Below are 19,412 nucleotides of genomic sequence, written 5' to 3'. Positions count from 1 at the left end.
CGCCATACAAGGGACACGGTCATGAACGCGGACTCAATCAAATCGTTGCAAATTGGCATGCACTGGTTCCCGGAGCGGGCCGGCGGGCTTGATCGTATGTACTACTCGCTGGTGGGCGCGCTGCCCGGCGCAGGCGTGGCGGTGCGTGGCGTGGTCGCGGGTTCGCCGCGCGTGGCGGAGGACACAGGCGGTGCGATCCAGGGTTTCGGCCCGGCGGCGCAATCGCTGCCGCTGCGCCTGATGGCGGCGCGTCGCGCGCTGCGCCGCGAGGTCGCGCGGCAGCGGCCCGACGTGATTTCCTCGCATTTCGCGCTCTATACGTTTCCGGGGCTCGATGTGACGCGCGGGATTCCGCAGGTGTCCCATTTTCAGGGTCCCTGGGCGGACGAAAGCCACGTGGAAGGCGCCGATTCGTTCGGCCAGCGCGCGAAGCGTTATCTGGAACAGTCGGTGTACGCGCGCTCTTCGCGGCTGATCGTGCTGTCGGATGCGTTCGGCAAGATTCTCACCTCGCGCTATGGCATCTCGCCGGAGCGGGTTCGCGTCGTACCGGGTTGCGTGAACGTCGATCAGTTCAACTTGCCGATCACGCCAGCCGAAGCGCGTCAGAAGCTGCAATTGCCGCAAGGCCGGCCGATCGTGCTGGCGGTACGGCGTCTCGTGCGGCGCATGGGGCTGGAAGATCTGATCGACGCGGTGAAGCTCCTCAAGCAGCGTGTGCCTGACGTATTGCTGCTGATTGCCGGCAAAGGGCGGCTGCAGGAGGAACTGCAGACGCGCATCAACGAGGCCGGGCTCGACGACAACGTGAAACTGCTCGGCTTCGTACCCGACCAGCATCTCGCGGCGCTGTACCGTGCCGCGACGATCAGTGTCGTGCCAACGGTCGCACTGGAAGGATTCGGCCTGATTACGGTTGAATCGCTGGCTTCGGGCACGCCCGTGCTGGTGACGCCGGTGGGTGGTTTGCCCGAAGCGGTGGCCGGGCTTTCGCCGGATCTGGTGTTGCCCGCGACCGGTTCCGCGGCGATTGCGGAGGGCTTACGGGCCGCGCTGGACGGTTCGTTGAAACTGCCGGATGCCGACGCTTGCCGGGCTTATGCACGAGCCAACTTCGATAACTCGGTGATCGCGAAACGGGTAGCGGCCGTGTATAGCGAAGCGATCGCGGCAGAGGAGGTTCATTGAGGGTGTAGACGAAACGGCCGCCGTCTTCCCGGTTTTCAACACGGGAAGCGCGGCTGCCGGCAGGCTCGAATGCGCGTTGCCTTCAGGTAGCGTGCATCTCGATCTCGATGGGTACTTCAGCGACCGGTCAGGCGCAGGCCCGCAATGCCCGGGCAAAAAGCCACTATCCAGGCACCGCGGGATACAGCGTCAACCTCAAAACGTCTCATGCTCCTGATTGCGCGTGAGATCCGCCGCCACCATCATTTTGCACAACTGCTCAAGGCTGGTTTGCGGCTCCCAGCCAAGCTTTGCCTTGGCCTTGTCGGCGCAGCCAATCAGCAGATCCACCTCGGCGGGGCGATAAAACTTCGGATTCACCCGCACGAGCGTTTTACCGGTAGCGACATCAATACCCGTTTCACGCTGCTCCTTGCCGGACCATTCAAGCTGATACCCTGCCGCAGCAAACGCCATGCGCACGAAATCGCGCACGGTTTCCGTACGATTCGTAGCGAGCACGAACGTATCGGGCTCATCGACCTGCAGCATGCGCCACATGCCTTCCACGTATTCGAGCGCAAAGCCCCAGTCGCGCTTCGCATCGAGATTGCCGAGTTCGAGCGCATCCTGCTTGCCGAGCTTGATCTTGGCGACCGTATCGGTGATCTTGCGGGTGACGAATTCACGCCCACGCAGCGGCGATTCGTGATTGAACAGAATCCCGCTGCTGGCAAAAATGCCATACGACTCGCGATAGTTGATGGTGGTCCAGTGCGCGAACAGCTTGGCAACCCCATAAGGGCTGCGCGGATAAAACGCCGTGTCTTCGCGCTGCGGCACCGCCTGCACCTTGCCGAACATTTCCGAAGTCGAGGCCTGGTAATAGCGCGTCTTCGGGCTCAGAATGCGAATCCCCTCAAGCAGATTCAATGCGCCGATACCGGTGACTTCGGCCGTCGTCACCGGCTGATCGAACGACACGCCGACGAAACTTTGCGCCGCGAGGTTGTACAGCTCGTCGGCCTGCGAACCTTCGAGCAGGCGCAGCGTCGAGCCAAAATCAGTCAGATCGTGTTCCACCAGCCGCAGATTCGGGTGTCCGGAAATCCCGAGTTCGTTCATACGCCAGAAATTGACGGAACTGGTGCGCCGATACGTGCCGGTCACCTGATAGCCCTTGTCGAGCAGCAGTTTCGCCAGATACGCGCCGTCCTGGCCGGACACGCCGGTGATGATCGCTTTGCGTGGGTTGCTCATGGGTTGCCTTGGGTAGCGGTAAGGAAAAAAATGAAGGTTGGAAAGGTAAGGGAAGACGGTGCGGCGCTACGACGCACCCGCCAGCAGCCGCCGCACCAGCGGGTCGATCGCGCGCAGATCCTGGCCGGCCTTGAGGCGATACAACTCGGGCTTCGGATGCGCGCCATCGGACATCATCGATTGCCAGTCCGGCAGGCTGCTTATGAAGGCGTACTGATCGACGAGCGGCACATGCTGTTCGGCGGCCACCCGGCGCGTCATCGCGACCATCGCCGCGAGACGGGCATTGAGGCGGCCATCGGGCATCGGGTTCGAGGTCTGCAATACCGGTTCCTTGCCGAGCGCAAGCGCGGTTTTCACCAGCGCCGTTTCGGCTGCGTAGAACTGCTCGGGCGTCTGGTTATGCATGACTTCGTTGATGCCGTAGTTGAGCGTCACGATCTGCGCGTCCGACGTGGCGAGCCGCTGCGCCCACGGGCCGCCCGTGGCGCGGTCGGTGCCGTTACGCAACTGGTAGGCCATGGTGCCGCCCACGCCGAGGTTGACCACGCTGACGCGCTCGCCGTACGTCGTATGCAACGCGTCCTGCAGCCAGGTCACGGCGTTCTGCGCACGCGGGCTGCAATGCCCGGCGCTGCAGGAAATGCCGAGTGTGGTCGAATCGCCGTAGGCTTCGATCAGCACCTGCGCAGACGGCCGTGCGTGAATCGCGGGCACAGTCGGCGCATCAGCACTCGCCCGGCCGCATGCCGCGACCATCAGCAAGGCAGCGGCCGCGCTGCGCAAGCCTGTGGTGAGTGCACCGCGCGCCACGGGCTTCATGCGCGCGGCTGCGATGCTTGCGAAGCACCGCTGAATAGCGCGGCACGGCCCTCGCGCGCTGCCGGGCCATGAATCAGCCGCCGCTCGAAGGCAAACCACGTGAAACTGGCATATGCAAGCGTGATCGTCAGCGCAAGTGCGGCGGTTACATACCGGTTCATGTGCAACGGCCACAGCATGTAGAGGATGCTCAGGTGAACCAGATAAATCGTGTAGCTGATCGTACCGACATAGACCAGCACCGGCTTGCACAACAATCGTTTGACGATACCCTTGCTTTGCAAGGCGATGACCACGAGCGATGTGCACAGCACCAGCGAAACGCTATACAGCGCCGCATTGGAGAGCGGCGTGTTTTCGGCCCGAAAACGTGGATAGTGAAGATGCAGCCACGCCAGCACAGCGAGCGCGGCCACGCATGCGAGCAGCGCAAGCGGCCTGAACGGTTGCAGCGCATCGGGATTGCGGCGCACGGCGACGGCGAGTAATGCGCCCGCCGACAGCAAATCCATGCGGAACGGCGTCAGATAGTAGATGGGCCAGAAGGAATCGAACCACGGCGTGGCGACGGCGCGCAGTACCGGAACGGCGACGATCAGCGCAGCGGCGACCCACGCGAGGGCACGCTCGGGCAGAAGCAGGATCACAAACGGCCAGACAATGTAGAACTGCTCTTCAACGGCCAGCGACCACAGCACGTTCAGACTGTCATGGCCGCTCTGGCCGAGCGCATCGCCGATGTTGGTCGCGAAAAACGCATACCACTCCCAATGCTTCGCCCAGGCAACGCCGAACAGCAACGACGACACCGCCATCAGCAACAGATACGGCGGCAGAATGCGGCGCGCGCGGCGTGCGTAGAAATAGCCTAAATACGATTGCTGACGCGCCTTGCGCTCCAGCAGAATGCCGGTGATCAGAAAGCCGCTCAGGACAAAGAACAGATCGACACCCATCCACAGCGGCGCCTTCAGCGCGTGCTGTGCGAACACCGCCAGCACGGCAATCGCGCGCAAACCGTCGAGCTGCACGATGCGGCGTGAGTGAGAAGGCGGGGCAGGCAAGGCGCTAGCTGTCATGAACCGTCCATGTCGAGAAGTGGGATTCATTCTAGGGAAAAGAAATTGATGAAAAAACGCGAATGAAATGGAGAAATAGCGCGCGTATTACAAAAAGTATTCGCGTATTAATGAATGAATATTTTTGAATTATTTTCGATTTTCGTTGAGGTGGATCTACGTCGTAATGTGAGCCGGTAACCGCTGCCTGGGCGTTGACATCGCTCGCGGCCGCATGGCTTTGACTGGAGGAACACCTTGGCTCGTCCCATCTTCGCGAAACTGCCCGCTGCACTGCTGTGTCTCGCAGCGTGCGCGGCCTCGGCCGAAACGGTGCTGAATGCGAAGACCTCATGGATCGGCAACAGCTTCGGTTTCGGCGACGGCTCATGGACGCAGATCAATATCACCGCAATTGCCGTCGCTCCGGATGGCAAGGTCTACACCAACGCCCCGTGGGACGAAAGCGGCGCGGAAGCCAGCACGTACCAGAACGGCAAGATGCTCGGCTTCGCGGGCGGCACGCACGGCTGGGGCACAGGCGGCGGCAATGCCATTGCGCTCAATCGCCGCTATGTGTTCATGGCTGTGTCGGTCGGCAATGAGAAGGGGCATCTCGTCGGGCAAGGCATCTGGCCGCAAAAGGGCAAGCAATGGTTCGGTATCTCGCGGCGCAAGATCGAGGATCCGAAGCTCAGTGCGTTGTTTCAGCCCGCGGTGAGCGCGGCGAATGGCGCGGCTGATCCTCATGCGCAACTGGCTGCCGGCTTTTTGATGATGAACGAAGTGGCGGTAGGCGACCACGCGGACATCGACGGACTGGCTGCCAATGACACGACGCTGTACGCGTCCAACACCACGCAAAACCGCATTGAGGTCTACGACGCCGAATCGATGCAGAAGAAGGCGGCATGGAGCGTGCACGAGCCGGGACGCATCGCGCTCGCGCCCGACGGCACACTGTGGGTGCTGACCGGCACGCTCACCGACAGCACGCCGCGCGTCGTGCATTACTCGGCAGCCGGCAAACTGCTCGCCGATACACTCGCGCTACCGGCCGATTCGGTCCCGGTCGACATCGCACTCGACGCGCATGGCCGCGTGCTGATTGCCGACAACGGTCCACGTCAACAGGTGCTGTTTTTCAGCAGGAGCGCAGAGCGCTATGTGGCATCGGGCACGCTCGGCGAACGCGGCGGCATCTTCGCGGGCGCCGCGGGACGGCCAGGTCCGCAGCGCTTCAATGGGCTGACCGGAGTCGGTGTCGATGCGCATGACGACGTCTACGTCGCCACCAACGGCATCGGTCCGCACTACGCGCCGCTTGGCGCAGGGCTCGGCGCCACGCTGGAAAGCTATGCGCCCGACGGCCGGCAACTCTGGCAGGTGCAGGGGTTGCTGTTCGTCGACGGTGCCTGGATCGATCCGGCGCGTCCGGACAGCGTCTACACCGGCAACAAGCGCTTCCACCTCGATCTCACGAAGCCGGCGGGACAGGAATGGAAATACGTAGGGTTCCTGTCCAATCGCTTCAGGTATCCGGACGACCCCGTGTTTCACACCGATCAGTGGCCGGGACTGCCGATCGCGCGTCAATTGAAGGGACACACTTTCCTCTACCTGACGGACATGTACGCCGATCATCTGAAGATCTACCGTTTCGATAACGCGCATGACGGCGAGACGGCGATTCCATCGGGCTTCATCGCGGGTCGCGAGCGTCCGGTGGCCGGTGTGCCGAATGCGCCGCCCGGCGGCGACTGGATGTGGCGCGACCTCAATGGCAATGGCCAGTTTGCGGGCGACGAATTCACGCCTAACACGAGCGGCACCCGGCTCGCGGGCGGCTGGGGCTGGTGGGTCGACAGCCGCGGCGACATCTGGCGCACGAGCGACATCAAGGGCATCCATCGGCTGCATTTCGGCGGTCTCGATGCGAAGGGCAATCCGGTCTATTCGTACTCGGACATGACCACGTATCCGGTGCCGCAACCTTTTACCGAGTTGCGGCGGGCGATCTACGTGCCCGAGACCGACTCGCTTTACGTCAGCGGCTATACGGCCGACGCCCCGGTCCAGAGCGGCTTCTGGAAAGAAGTCGGACGGGTGCTGGTGCGTTACGACAACTGGTCGAGCGGTAAGCCCGTGCAGCGCTACAGCATCACGCTGCCGTGGAACACGCAGGCCAAGCCGATCGAAACGGTCATCGGCCTCACGGTCGAAGGGCAATACATCTTCGCGGTCGAACCGGTGGGGACGGTGCATGTGCTCGACAAGGACAGCGGCCGGGAAGTCGGCGCGATCCGGCCGGGGCCGGAGGTCGGCCGCGCATCGGGCTGGGTGGATGTGCCCAACGGCGTGAGCGCTTACCGGCGCAGTGACGGCGAATACCTCGTATTCGTGGAAGAGGACGCGCGCGGCAAGGTGATGATGTACCGCTGGAAGCCGGGCTAAAGGACCGACTGCAGGCCGCGATTGAAACTCGCCTGCGGCGCCATCGAATCCATCGTCCTGCGAATTATTTTTCTGTCGATTTATGGCGCGCGGCGGCCATTTTTTACGTGCTTTACTTGAAGCAGGCTGTTCGGCGTGACGCCGCGCCGACCCTCTGAATCAAAAGGCATCCGATGGATAAAGGCATTCTCAAGAACGTAGCGATCAATTTCTTTGGCCTCGTGCTGCCGACCTTCGTTTCGCTCGTGACGGTGCCGTCGTATATCCGCTTGCTGGGTGTCGAACGTTATGGCGTGATTGCGCTCGTGTGGACCCTGATCGGCTACTTTTCGATTCTGGATCTGGGCATGAGCATGGCCGCGCAGAACCACATATCGAAAGCACTCGCCTCGAACGATACCGACGAAAGCGCGCGCGTCTTCTGGAGCGCGACCTGGCTCAACCTCGCGACAGGTATCGTCGGCGGCCTGATGATTTATTTTGGCGCTTTTCTCTACACCGCGTATTTCACCAAGGTGTCGCCCGAATTGCAGCACGAGGTCTATATGGCGCTGCCATGGCTCGCGATTGCGATTCCGATCGCCAATGTCTCGTGGGTGTTCGCCGGTGCGATCAATGGGGCCGAGCGCTTTGGCATTTACAACACGAACCAGACCATCGGCACATTCGTGTTCCAGTTGCTGCCGTTGGGCGCAGCATGGCTGATGGGGCCGAGCCTGCAGAACGTGCTCGCTGCGGCGGTGGTGGCGCGCCTCTTCGCGGCGGGGCTGCTGGGACGCTCCGCGCTCAAGGTGCTCGGCCTGCGCCGCATCCAGCCGCCGCAGCTCGGGGTCGCCAAGGGGCTGTTCAACTTCGGCGGCTGGATGCTGATTGCAAGTATCTCGACGATGGTGGCCGACTCGCTCGATAAGGTCTTTCTGGGCACCAGTCTGGGCGCACGTTTCGTGACCTTCTATACCGTGCCGCAGAACCTTGTGACGCGCCTGAACATCGTCCCCACGGCGCTGGTGCGCACACTGTTTCCGCGGCTGTCCGCAGTCGGCCGCGATCACGCTGACCTGATCACGCAGCAATCGCTCGAATTTCTCAATGGGGCTTTCACGCCGGTCGCCCTCGTGGCGATGTTCGTGCTGGGGCCATTTTTGCATCTTTGGGTTGGCAGCGAGATCGCGACGGTCGCTGCACCCGTCGGCCGCATTCTGATCGTCTCGGTGTGGCTGGTCGGGCAGGCCAACGTGACGCGCATCATGATCCAGTCGCAGGTCAATCCTGCTGTGGCGGCGCGCGTTGGCGTCTTCGAACTGCCGCTCTTTGCCGCTGCGCTGTGGTTCGGCATTCATCATTTCGGGTTGACCGGCGCGGCGGTGGCGGTGGCCGGCCGCGCGCTGTTCGACTACGGCGTGCTGCTGCGGCTGTCGTCGATTCGCGCCCAGCCCATCGCGCTCGACATGCTCGCGCATCTCGTCTTTTTGCTGGCCAGCCTGTGGCTGGCCAGCTTCCTGCCTAGTCTGTCACTATCTATCACAGCGGGCGCGCTGGTCGTGGCCGCCAATGTTGCGTGGTCGATCACGATGACGCCCGCATTGCGCGATCTTGCGCGTTCGCTGCTGTTGCGACTGAATCCGAGGAAGAGCGCATGACCCAGGATGTCCTTGACGAAGCCGAATTGCGGCCCAGCCAGCGCAGCGCGCTGGCCGAACTGACCACCCCGCCGGCACCGCTTGCGCCACCGCGCCGTGCACCCCGTGCGCATGCCAATGTGCGCGTCGCGATCGTGCATGATTGGCTCGTGACCTACGCGGGTGCCGAGCGGGTGCTCGAACAGATCGTGGCCTGCTTTCCCGATGCGGATCTGTTCAGCGTGGTGGATTTTCTCGACGATCGCAGCTTTCTGCGCGGCAAGCCGGTGACGACCTCGTTTATCCAGAAGCTGCCGAAGGCCCGCACGAAGTACCGCGCGTATCTGCCCTTGATGCCGATTGCCATCGAGCAACTGGATGTTTCGGCCTACGATGTCGTCATTTCGAGCAGCCACGCGGTCGCCAAGGGCGTGCTGACCGGGCCCGATCAGGTGCACATCAGCTACGTGCATTCGCCGATCCGTTACGCGTGGGACCTGCAGCATCAGTATCTGCAGCAGTCGAAGCTCACCAGTGGGCCGAAATCGGCACTGGCGCGGCTGATTCTTCACTACATGCGCAACTGGGACATCCGCACCTCGAATTCGGTGGATACGTTTGTCGCCAATTCGCAATTCATCGCACGGCGTATCAGGAAGGTGTATCAGCGTGAAGCGCATGTGATCTTCCCGCCGGTGGATGTCGATGCGTTCGTGCTCAACGAGCAAAAGGAAGATTTCTATCTGACCGCATCGCGGATGGTGCCGTACAAGAAGATCGATCTGATCGTCGAAGCGTTTACGCGCATGCCGCAGCGGCGGCTCGTCGTGATTGGCGACGGCCCCGATATGCGGAAGATCCGCGCGAAAGCGACGCCGAATGTGGAAATCATGGGGTATCAGCCGTTCAAGGTGCTGCAGGACAAGATGCAGCGGGCCAAGGCGTTCGTGTTCGCCGCCGAGGAGGACTTCGGCATCTCGGTGGTCGAGGCGCAGGCGTGCGGCACGCCGGTGATTGCGTACGGCAAGGGCGGCGCGCTCGAAACCGTGCGCGATCTGTCGAGCGCGCGTCCGACCGGGATGTTTTTCGACGAACAGCGCGCCGAATCGATCATCGCTGCGGTCGAAGCGTTCGACGCCCACGCGACCCGCTTCGTGGCCGCCGATTGCCGCGCCAACGCGGAGCGCTTCTCGGCCGCGCATTTTCGCGAGCGTTTCTTCGCGCATGTGCGGGCTGCGGTGCCGGCGTTGCAGGGCACGCTCCTGCCAGCTTACGAACCGTATGTGGCAGCGCCTGCGGCCGTCAGCGGTAACGCGCAGGCGCCACGCGTACTGGCGATCGATCAGAGCGGGGTGCTTGGCGGTGCCGAACTGTCGCTGCTCGAGATTGTGAAGGCGCTGCGTGCGCGCGTCGAAGTGGTGCTGTTCGATGACGGCCCGTTTCGCACCGCGCTCGATGCAGCCGGCGTGAACGTGCGGGTGCTCGACTCCGGCGCGTTGCGCGAAGTCCGCAAACAGGGCCGCACGCCGCCGCTTGGCCAGGCGCTCAAAGGCGTCGCGGCGATGGTGCGCGCCACGGTGGCACGTGCACGCGCTGCCGATGTGATCTATGCGAACACACAGCGCGCGATGGTGATTGGCGCGCTCGCGGGGCGCCTCGCGCGGCGGCCGGTGGTGTGGCACTTGCGCGATATCGTGAGCGCCGAGCATTTTGGCGGCAAACAATTGCGCATCATCAAATGGTGCGCGAAGCTGGGCCTCGCGCATGTGATCGCCAATTCGGCAGCGTCCGCACGGGCATTTGCGGAGTTGACCCGGTTCGACGAAAAGCGCATCGACGTGGTGTTCAACGGCATTGCAGCGGCACCTTTCGACGCGCTGCGCCACGTGCCGGTCGCGACATTGCGCGCGCGCCTGAAGTTGCCGCAGGACGCGTTTCTGGTCGGCTCGTTCAGCCGCCTCGCGCGCTGGAAAGGGCAGCACGTGCTGCTCGAGGCGATGGTGCTGAATCCGCATATGCATGCAGTGCTGGTCGGCGCCGCGCTGTTCGGCGAGGATGTCTATGAGCGGGAGTTGCGCGCGTTCGTCGCGACGCACCGCCTGGGCGGCCGGGTGCATTTTCTGGGCTTCCAGCACGATATCGCGGCCTGCATGTGTGCGGTCGACGCGGTCGCGCATACGTCGATCACGCCGGAGCCGTTTGGCCGGGTGATCGTCGAAGGCATGCTGGCTCAGCGGCCGGTTGTCGCGGCGCGGGCGGGCGGCGTGCTGGAGATCGTCGAAGATGGTGTGAACGGGGTCCTGTGCGAGCCGGGTGATGCGCATGGACTGGCCGACGTGCTGGCCGAATTGCGCAGCGATACGGTGTTGCGCGAGCGGCTGGTCAACAACGGCTACGAGACCGCGTTAGGGCGTTTTGGTACTGCCACCTACGTGACGGGCGTCGAGCGGATTCTGAAGCGCGTGGCGGGTGCCGGCAAGGCACGATAAGCGGTACTACGAAGCAAAAGGGCCGCAATGTTATCCGGATGAGGAACCCGGTGACATTGCGGCCCTTTGCATTGGGTCGTCCAGCTCGACACTCACAGCATGCATTCACGTGCAAGCCGCCGCTGGCGCAGATCGATGCGCCGGGCAGCGGTCCTGCTCGCTTACGCCCGCGCCTTGCTTTTAGGCTTCAGACTCGCCGACCACTTCATCGCCGGCAATTCGACCAGCCGGTAAAACACATACGCAACCGGAACGGCCACGAGCATGAAGCCGAACGATGGCCAGATCGACAGTTGCAACGCCGAGCGATACAGCAGCGACGACAGCAACACGAAAATCGGCAGATGGATCAGATACAGCGAGAAACTGAAGTCGCCGAAACGCGACAGCACCCGTGCCAACGGCGTCGCGACTGTCTGCTGTTCGAGCGCCTTATACAGGTAGAAAGCAAAGCCCAGTGACCAGAACTGGAAGGCGGCGTATTGGGCGAAATGAAACGCCACGCAACCGAGCGCCATCAGGACGGCTGCGACCGCGTAGAGTCCTTTCGACGCTGGCCGCGCATCGTTTACAGCGGCCTTCTGTGCCCGCGCGTCAGCGATCCACGCGCCCAGCGTCCACGCAAACCAGTATGACGTGAAGAACTGCAGATCGTGGCGTTCCAGCAACCATGCCGACGCGGCATTCACCAACGCGACGAGCACGAGCAGCGGTGTCATTCCGAGCCGGCGCCGCAGCGCGAACAGCAACGGGTAGATCGCGTAGAACTGCACTTCGAGCGAGAGGGTCCACAGCGCGCCGTTCGACCCATAGGTCTTGCCTGCCACGCCTTGCAGCGAGAACAGATTGACGAGAAACGCATGCAGGCCAATGTCGCGCAGCTTGTGACTGACTGGCGGAAGATGGAAGCTGTTCCAGTCCAGTGCGAATGTCAGCAGGAGTGCCGCGAGCAGCACCGGATAGATGCGCGCAAAGCGGCGGGCCCAGAAATTGAGCGTGCCGAGCGTGTAGTTGGGGGACTGTGCGAGACGAAGCGCGCCGCCGCGATGAATGCAATACCCGCTGATGACAAAGAAAATCGGCACGCCTGCCGAGCCCCACGCAATCGGGAATGTCAGGTAGGCCATGATCGAACTGAAACTCAGCGCGTGGCCCACGGTGTGATGAAAACTCTCCATGCCAACCCACGCGACCTGGCGGCAATGAAAATAGGCAACCAGCAACGCGGCAAAACCGCGCATCGCATCGATGACATGTTCCTTGCCGACGCTGTCCACGCGCGCTTCGCGTTGCGGATGAGCCGTAAAGGGTAGCGATACGCCAGTGGCGTCGAAAGCTGAATCGCTCATACGCGTTCCTTTTTCATACGAGTGAGTGGGCTGAGGGTGTATAGGGCAATGGCGGCGCGCGGTGAAGACAATGCGCGCGCGCATCCGCAGGCACATGCTAGAACATTGCCGGATCAAAAAAATGGATAAAAATTGACCGGACATGACGCTGAAAGACAGATGTATTTCTATTTTTAATCAACATGATCATGGTTTTTATGGCGAATTATTCGCCAATTTTTTCATGATATTTTGGGCATCTGATTATTCAGACCCAAGGTGGAGTCATGAACCTGCATGTGTTCGCCGGCATTGCCGTGCTCCTGATTCTTGTTGCCGCGTCGGCTTACCGTGAGGCGCTGCGCAACGAGCCAATCGGCCGTTTCCGGATCACCCGGAGCAAGCTGCCGCCGGTCGACGAAAACGAGGAAGGCGCCGCTTGACGCCACGGTCGATGCGCTCTTCGGTCCGTAAAAATTACGACGTCACGGCCGCATCGGCCGTAATTGCTTCCTATAGCGGTACATAACTCGTATAACGGACTTTAAGCATTATTTTTTCAGCGTGATAACTTTAATTTCGTCGAAATGTGAATTAGATTAAGGCGATCGTTTCAATCCGCTCTATTCGGCGCCTATCAGGCGAACCGCACACATTTACCAACCGATGTGGGAATGCATACCATGCTGAAAGTCACCAAAGCCGTGTTTCCCGTGGCAGGTCTCGGGACACGGTTTCTGCCGGCCACCAAGGCGAGCCCCAAGGAGATGCTGCCCATCGTCGACAAGCCGCTGATCCAGTACGCTGTAGAAGAGGCGATTGCGGCGGGCATCACCGAAATGATCTTCGTCACGGGCCGCAGCAAGCGGGCCATTGAAGATCACTTCGACAAGTCATACGAGATCGAGTCGGAACTCGAGGCGCGCGGCAAGGAGCAGTTGCTGGAACTGGTGCGCGGCATCAAGCCGGCCAATGTCGACTGTTTTTACGTACGGCAGGCAACCGCACTCGGTCTCGGCCATGCCGTGCTGTGTGCCGAGAAACTGGTGGGCGATAGCCCGTTCGCGGTGATTCTCGCCGACGACCTGCTGCACAGCACGCAGCCCGTGATGAAGCAACTGGTGGACGTGTTCAATCACTATCACAGCTCGGTGATCGGCGTGGAAACCATCGCGCGCGAGGACAGCCGCTCTTATGGCGTGGTGGATGGCCGCGAGTGGGAAGAGGATGTGATCAAGCTCTCGGGCATCATCGAAAAGCCGGCGCCGGACAAGGCGCCGTCGAATCTGGGCGTGGTGGGCCGCTATGTGTTGATGCCGACCATCTTCAAGCATATCCGCGCGCTGAAACCCGGCGCCGGCGGCGAACTGCAGCTGACCGACGCGGTGCAGGCCCTGCTCGCGGAGGAACAGGTGCTGGCGTATCGCTACTTCGGCACCCGTTTCGATTGCGGCAGCAAACTCGGTTATCTGAAGGCGACGGTCGAGTTCGCACTGCGTCATCCGGAAGTGAAGGCGGAATTCGAGCAGTATCTGCAAAGCTACCTGCCGCTTCATCTCACGGCTGCGGCGGCTTGAACTAACCCGCGGAACCGGCGGAGCCAGCGAGGAGGGCGTGTACGTCCTCGTCGGTGGTTTCGTCGAAATCCTGGTAGAACTGACCAACGCTGAAAAAGATTCGCGGCGTCAGCGCGCAGACGAATTCATCGGCGGCCTCGCCGAGCCGCCGCTCGCCATCTGGCGGCGCAACCGGGAGCGCGACGACGATGCGCGCCGGTGCGCGACTGCGCAATGCGCGCAGCGCCGCGAGCAGGGTGGCACCGGTCGCCATGCCGTCGTCCACCACGAGCGCGATTTTTCCTTCAACGGATAGGGCCGGCTGCTGCGCGCGGTATAGCGTTTCGCGTCGCGCGAGTTCGTCGCGCGCTTCGGCGAGTCCATGCTCGAATTGTGCCTCGCTCACGCCCGCTTCGCGCATGAGGCGTCTATCTACGTAGAGTGCGCCGCCGGATGCGATGGCGCCCATCGCCAGTTCCGTTTGCCACGGCACGCCCAGCTTGCGGACCAGCAGGACGTCGAGTGGCGCGTGTAGGTTCGTCGCAACTTCAAACCCGACCGGTACACCGCCGCGTGGCAGCGCGAGCACGATCACGTCCTGGCGCTGCGCATACGCTTGCAGATGTCGCGCGAGCGCGCGGCCGGCGGCTACTCGGTTGAGAAAAATGCTTTCCATGATCGGCACTGCCACGGGTGACGCAGATAGTGTGCCACGGGCGCGCAATAGCCGCTGGCGCGAGGCGTGCCGAGCGTCACGCGCCGCGCGTCTCGCGGGCAAACCACCGCCCGCGAGTCTTCCCTTTCAGACGTTCAGCATTCAGGCTCAGGCGCCAGCCTTCACCTCGAGCCGGAACTTGTGCAGCAACGGTTCCGTGTAGCCGCTCGGCTGCTCGCGTCCTTCGAAAACCAGCGCCTGTGCCGCCTTGAACGCGATGGTGTCGAAACCTGGCGCCATGGGCTTGTAGTGCGGATCGCCGGCATTCTGCCCGTCGACCACGCTGGCCATGCGCCTGAAGGTGTCTTCAACCAGTTCGCGCGTCACCACGCCGTGATACAGCCAGTTGGCGATGTGCTGACTGGAGATGCGCAGCGTCGCACGGTCTTCCATCAGGCCGACGTCATGGATGTCCGGCACCTTCGAGCAACCCACACCCTGATCCACCCAACGCACCACGTAACCCAGAATGCCTTGCGCGTTGTTCTCGATTTCCTGGCGGATTTCGTCGTCGCTCCAGCGGGCCGCCTCCACCACCGGAATGGTCAGGAGTCCGTTCAGTAGTTCGTCGCGTACGCTGGCGAGGTCGATCTTCTCCAGTTCCTTTTGCACCGCCTGCACGTCGACCTGGTGATAGTGCAGGGCGTGCAGCGTTGCCGCGGTCGGCGAGGGCACCCATGCCGTATTGGCGCCGGCCTTCGGATGCGCGATCTTCTGTTCGAGCATGGCATGCATCAGATCCGGCATGGCCCACATGCCCTTGCCGATCTGCGCGCGGCCACGCAGGCCCGCAGCGAGACCCACCAGCACATTGCTGCGCTCGTAAGCGCCGATCCACGCGGTCGATTTCATCTCGCCCTTGCGCAGCATCGGGCCGGCCTCCATGGCGGTATGCATCTCGTCGCCGGTGCGGTCGAGGAACCCCGTATTGATGAATGCCACCCGCGCGGACGCTTCCGCGATACACGCGGCCAGATTGACGCTGGTGCGGCGCTCCTCGTCCATGATGCCCATCTTGATCGTATTGCGCTCGAGACCCAGCAGGTCTTCGACACGGGCGAACAGTTCGCTCGCAAACGCGACTTCCGCGGGGCCGTGCATTTTCGGCTTCACGATATACACCGAGCCGGTGCGCGAATTCAGATTCTGCTTGCGGTCGTGCAGCGCGCACAAGGTGGTGATGACCGCGTCGAGAATGCCTTCCGGGATTTCGCGGCCATCGCTGGTGAGCACGGCCGGGTTGGTCATCAAATGACCGACGTTGCGGATGAACAGCAGCGAGCGGCCATGCAGCACGACCGGCGCCGTGCCGTTCGCGGCGGTGTATACGCGATCGGCGTTCAGATGGCGCGTGAAGGTCTTGCCGTTCTTCGTGACCTCTTCGGTCAGCGTGCCGTTCATCAGGCCGAGCCAGTTGCGATAGAGCTGCACCTTGTCGTCCGCATCGACAGCCGCGACCGAGTCTTCGCAGTCGATGATCGTGCTCACCGCCGCTTCCATCAGCACGTCCTTGACATGGGCCGCGTCGATCTTGCCGATCGAATGGTTGGCGTCGATCTGGATTTCGAAGTGCAGGCCATTGTGCTTCAGCAGCACGGCCGACGGCGCCGCTGCTTCGCCCTGATAGCCGATGAATTGCGCCGCCGTTTGCAGCCCGGTCGCGCCGTTCTTCAGCTTGACGACCAGTTCGCCGTTTTCGACGCTGTAGCGCGTGGCATCGACGTGCGAGCCGTTGGCGAGCGGCGCAGCTTCGTCGAGGAAGGCACGGGCACGGGCGATCACGCGTGCGCCGCGCACCGGGTTGAAAGCGGCTTCTTTCTGCGCGCCATCCGTTTCGGGAATCGCGTCGGTACCGTACAGCGCGTCATACAGGCTGCCCCAGCGCGCATTGGCGGCGTTGAGCGCATAGCGCTGGTTCGATAGCGGTACGACCAGTTGCGGACCGGCCTGCTCGGCGATTTCGCGGTCCACGTGGTCGGTCGTGGCCTTGACGCGGGCAGGCACCGGCACGAGATAGCCAATCCTTTCGAGAAAGCTGCGGTAAGCGGGCAGATCGCGCACCGGGCCCGGATGGGCGCGATGCCACTGATCGAGCTCCGTTTGCAGGCGATCGCGCTCGGCCAGCAAGGCGCGGTTCTTCGGGGCGAGGTCGTGCACCAGCGCGTCGAAACCCGCCCAGAAGGCGGCGCTGTCCACGCCGGTGCCCGGCAGGGCTTCCTGTTCGACAAACTGGTCGAGATTCGCGGCTACCTGCAGTCCGCTTCGCTTGGTCATCTGAGTCATCGACTGCTCCATCTGATTGGGCTGGGCCGGTGTGGGGTCACCGGCTGCTGCTTCGTTACTTCGTCTGCTTCACTTTCGCTGCGTTTTTGCAGCGCTTTTGCTTCGTCTGCCTGCACGGTGCGCTGCTTGACCGGCGACTGCGCGCTGGCCGGCCGGTCCGTTCGGGGTGAAGCCCCAGCTTAACCGTTCAGAGCCGCGGCGCCTGCCCTGGCAATCTGCGCGTCCTGATCCGCCTTCACACCGGATACGCCCACTGCGCCGATCACCTGGCCGTCGACGATCACCGGCACGCCGCCTTCCAGCGAGCCCGCGAGCGGCGCGCTCAGGAAGGCCGTGCGGCCGCCGTTGATCATGTCTTCGTACACCTTCGATTCGCGCCGGCCGAGGGCGGAGGTGCGGGCTTTCTCGGGAGCGATATAGGCGCCCACCGGTGCGCAGCCGTCGAGGCGCACGAGACCCAACAGATGCCCGCCGTCATCCACCACCGCGATCGTGACGGCCCACTGGTTCTTCTCGGCCTCGGCGCGTGCGGCAGCGAGAATCTGGGTCGTTTCGGCAACGGTCAATACGGATTTCGTCAGCATAGTGAATTTCCAGGGTGAGTTTAAGCAAATGAGTCAAGCGAATGAATCTTCCAACCGTGCCATCCAGTGGCGCACGCCTGCGCGTCCTGCACTTTTCAGGTGCGTCGGGCAGCGAGGCCAGGCGGTCACGATCAGATCGGACTGGCCGTATTCCAATGCCGCGAGCTTGCGGAGGCGTAATGTTTCCGCAAGCTGGGGGTGCGATCCGGAATTTTACGTCCAAGCGCCGTGGGAAGTAACCGCCGAAATAAACGTGCGGACGCGCGCGGCGCCGCGCTGATATTTTTGTCAGCTACGTCAGCGGATAACTCGCACTACAATTGCGCTCTACCTGTCTATCAAAACTCACTCCACCATGCCAGCTGTCAGCGGTCTGTACGTGTATCCGATCAAATCGTGTGCGGGTATTGCATTGAAGGAGGCCCGGCTTCTCGAAACCGGTCTGGAATACGACCGCAACTGGATGGTGATCGACCCGAGCGGGCTCATGCTGACGCAGCGCAGTCATGGTCGCCTCGCGCTGATCCGCGTCGCGCTGGGCGCAAGCGAACTGATTATCTCGGCGCCCGGCATGCCTGACTTGCGCACGCCGCTCGCCGTGTCGGCGCTCGACCGGCCGGCGCTGATCGCGACCCGGGTGTGGCGCGATTCCATGTCGGCCTTCGACACCGGTCCGCAAACCGAAGCCTGGTTTTCAAGCTTCCTCGGCGAGCCGGCGCGGCTCGTGCGCTTCGATCCGGCGGTGCGGCGCGTGGTCGATCCGCTATGGACCGGCGATCTCGCCGCGATCACCCAGTTTGCCGATGGTTTCCCGTTGCTGGTCATCGGCGAAGCGTCGCTTGCGGATCTGAACCGGCGTCTGTCCGGCAAAGGTGCGCCGTCGATTCCGATGAACCGTTTCAGACCCAACCTGGTGTTGACAGGGCTCGACGCCTATGACGAAGACTACGTAGAAAATCTCGTCGTCTGGGCGGGCGATGAAGCGGTGCGACTTCATCTTGTCAAGCCGTGCACGCGCTGTCCGATGCCCACCATCGATCAGGTGAGCGGCGCCCCCGACCCGGAATGGCCGAACGAACCGCTCGACACCATGAGCGGGTACCGTGGCAATGTGCGGCTCGGTGGTGCGCTCACGTTTGGCCAGAACGCGATCGCGTCGTCCGGCTTCGGTGCGGTGCTGGGACTCGGCCAGCAGGTCGACGCCGAACTGGGCTTCGGCGACTAGCGGCCGCGCGCGGCACTGTCAGCTCAATGCAAACCTAGCCGCAGGAGCAGACCGAACAGCTCCAGGGCGATCGCCAGCGCGACGATCGTCACCGGCAGCGTCAGAACGACGACCCACAGGGTTCGATACGACTGGCGGGACGGCGTGGGCCCGTTCGACGCGCGGGGCGCGCCCGCTTTGGCCTCGCCGGTCGCTACCGTGTTGGCTGTTCCGCTTTCGCGTTCCATCATGACTGCGCGTCCGTTGGTTGTTGTGGTCGCCAGGCGGGCAGGCGCCCGCGGCGTTTGCGGCGTCCTTGAAAGTACTCGTCACCGCCGTGCGTCGTGCAGGCAAAGCCTGGCACGCGTGGATGATTATGCATCGCATCCGTGATCGCCGCAGATTGGGGGCCGTCGACGCCCAACACGCGGCAACCGAGCTTAAGGTCCCTGCTTAGGGTCCCTGCTTAAGATCCCTGCTTAAGATCCCTGCTTAAGGTCCCTTTAAGGCAGCGCGAATAGATTGGCGGTTGTTCGCCGGGTGTTGCAGCCATTGCCCCGCAATCGGCATTGCCCGCGTCAGTCACGTCCAGTTGCTCCATGGCCTTTGCTACGGAGTAACCTTTGCAGGCCCGGTTCATTGCCGGGCCTTTCTTTTTGCGGTTCCCATGCAATGACACACCGGTAGCCCACTGCGCAGGCGCGCCGGATTGACGCAACGGTGCATGACTCGCCGCCAATCCTCACGCACCCCCGTTCGCGCGTTCGCAATGCGGACCCATCGAAGCATGAATTATCCGGGTCATTTCGCGCAACGCGAATTTCGGCGCAATCAGCCCGCAATCGGGCGCAGATTTCCGCTGGCATCCTCACG

The 19,412-nt window shown here is 62.6% G+C and carries 15 protein-coding genes; 7 read left to right on the top strand and 8 right to left on the bottom strand.

The window, feature by feature from the left end:
* The first annotated feature begins 21 nt into the window (after positions 1–21).
* Positions 22–1,188, top strand: coding sequence for a glycosyltransferase family 4 protein (locus P3T43_RS08385; protein WP_429280578.1), 1,167 nt, complete (start codon positions 22–24; stop codon positions 1,186–1,188).
* 195 nt (positions 1,189–1,383) lie between these two features.
* Here the strand turns inward: P3T43_RS08385 and gmd are convergent, their stop codons facing one another.
* From gmd to P3T43_RS08370, 3 genes are all read right to left on the bottom strand, one after another.
* Entirely contained in the window at positions 1,384–2,427 is a 1,044-nt protein-coding gene (gene gmd, locus P3T43_RS08380) for a GDP-mannose 4,6-dehydratase (RefSeq protein WP_429280577.1), read from the bottom strand.
* A gap of 66 nt (positions 2,428–2,493) precedes the next feature.
* On the bottom strand, positions 2,494–3,249 hold the full coding sequence (locus P3T43_RS08375) for an SGNH/GDSL hydrolase family protein (protein WP_429280576.1): 756 nt from the start codon (positions 3,247–3,249) through the stop codon (positions 2,494–2,496).
* Positions 3,246–4,328 carry an acyltransferase family protein gene (locus P3T43_RS08370; protein WP_429280575.1) on the bottom strand — a complete coding sequence of 361 codons (1,083 nt, stop codon included), beginning with the start codon at positions 4,326–4,328 and terminating at the stop codon, positions 3,246–3,248. Before P3T43_RS08370 ends, P3T43_RS08375 begins: the two co-directional genes overlap by 4 nt.
* 237 nt (positions 4,329–4,565) lie before the next feature.
* On the opposite strand from P3T43_RS08370, the gene P3T43_RS08365 reads away from it, so the two are divergent.
* The 3 genes from P3T43_RS08365 (at position 4,566) to P3T43_RS08355 (ending at position 10,869) form a co-directional block, all read left to right on the top strand.
* On the top strand, positions 4,566–6,761 hold the full coding sequence (locus P3T43_RS08365) for a hypothetical protein (protein ID WP_429280574.1): 2,196 nt from the start codon (positions 4,566–4,568) through the stop codon (positions 6,759–6,761).
* Positions 6,762–6,934: 173 nt separating this feature from the next.
* Entirely contained in the window at positions 6,935–8,401 is a 1,467-nt protein-coding gene (locus P3T43_RS08360) for an oligosaccharide flippase family protein (RefSeq protein WP_429280573.1), read from the top strand.
* On the top strand, positions 8,398–10,869 hold the full coding sequence (locus P3T43_RS08355; protein WP_429280572.1) for a glycosyltransferase family 4 protein: 2,472 nt from the start codon (positions 8,398–8,400) through the stop codon (positions 10,867–10,869). The genes P3T43_RS08360 and P3T43_RS08355 overlap by 4 nt, the downstream gene beginning before the upstream one ends.
* A 161-nt stretch (positions 10,870–11,030) precedes the next feature.
* Here the strand turns inward: P3T43_RS08355 and P3T43_RS08350 are convergent, their stop codons facing one another.
* On the bottom strand, positions 11,031–12,218 hold the full coding sequence (locus P3T43_RS08350; protein ID WP_429280571.1) for an acyltransferase family protein: 1,188 nt from the start codon (positions 12,216–12,218) through the stop codon (positions 11,031–11,033).
* A gap of 266 nt (positions 12,219–12,484) precedes the next feature.
* Here P3T43_RS08350 and P3T43_RS08345 point away from each other — a divergent pair, with 266 nt between their 5' ends.
* Together P3T43_RS08345 and galU are read left to right on the top strand one after the other, a co-directional pair.
* On the top strand, positions 12,485–12,640 hold the full coding sequence (locus P3T43_RS08345) for a hypothetical protein (protein ID WP_429280570.1): 156 nt from the start codon (positions 12,485–12,487) through the stop codon (positions 12,638–12,640).
* Positions 12,641–12,880: 240 nt separating this feature from the next.
* Complete coding sequence (gene galU, locus P3T43_RS08340; protein WP_429280569.1) at positions 12,881–13,774, top strand: UTP--glucose-1-phosphate uridylyltransferase GalU; 894 nt, start codon at positions 12,881–12,883, stop codon at positions 13,772–13,774.
* A 1-nt stretch (position 13,775) separates the two neighbouring features.
* Here the strand turns inward: galU and P3T43_RS08335 are convergent, their stop codons facing one another.
* From P3T43_RS08335 to P3T43_RS08325, 3 genes are all read right to left on the bottom strand, one after another.
* Positions 13,776–14,429, bottom strand: coding sequence for a phosphoribosyltransferase (locus tag P3T43_RS08335; RefSeq protein ID WP_429280568.1), 654 nt, complete (start codon positions 14,427–14,429; stop codon positions 13,776–13,778).
* 147 nt (positions 14,430–14,576) lie between these two features.
* On the bottom strand, positions 14,577–16,751 hold the full coding sequence (locus tag P3T43_RS08330) for a malate synthase G (protein ID WP_429280567.1): 2,175 nt from the start codon (positions 16,749–16,751) through the stop codon (positions 14,577–14,579).
* A 179-nt stretch (positions 16,752–16,930) separates the two neighbouring features.
* Entirely contained in the window at positions 16,931–17,335 is a 405-nt protein-coding gene (locus P3T43_RS08325) for a heme-binding protein (protein WP_429280566.1), read from the bottom strand.
* A gap of 355 nt (positions 17,336–17,690) precedes the next feature.
* On the opposite strand from P3T43_RS08325, the gene P3T43_RS08320 reads away from it, so the two are divergent.
* Complete coding sequence (locus tag P3T43_RS08320; protein ID WP_429280565.1) at positions 17,691–18,560, top strand: MOSC domain-containing protein; 870 nt, start codon at positions 17,691–17,693, stop codon at positions 18,558–18,560.
* Positions 18,561–18,583: 23 nt separating this feature from the next.
* On the opposite strand, the gene P3T43_RS08315 is transcribed toward P3T43_RS08320, so the two are convergent.
* Entirely contained in the window at positions 18,584–18,790 is a 207-nt protein-coding gene (locus P3T43_RS08315; protein WP_429280564.1) for a hypothetical protein, read from the bottom strand.
* Positions 18,791–19,412 lie beyond the last annotated feature (622 nt).

Origin of the sequence: Paraburkholderia sp. GAS41, assembly GCF_050436545.1 — a bacterium.
Taxonomy (GTDB): domain Bacteria; phylum Pseudomonadota; class Gammaproteobacteria; order Burkholderiales; family Burkholderiaceae; genus Paraburkholderia.
The sequence above is the reverse complement of the archived record's forward strand: the minus strand, read 5'-3'. Positions and strand labels throughout refer to the sequence as shown.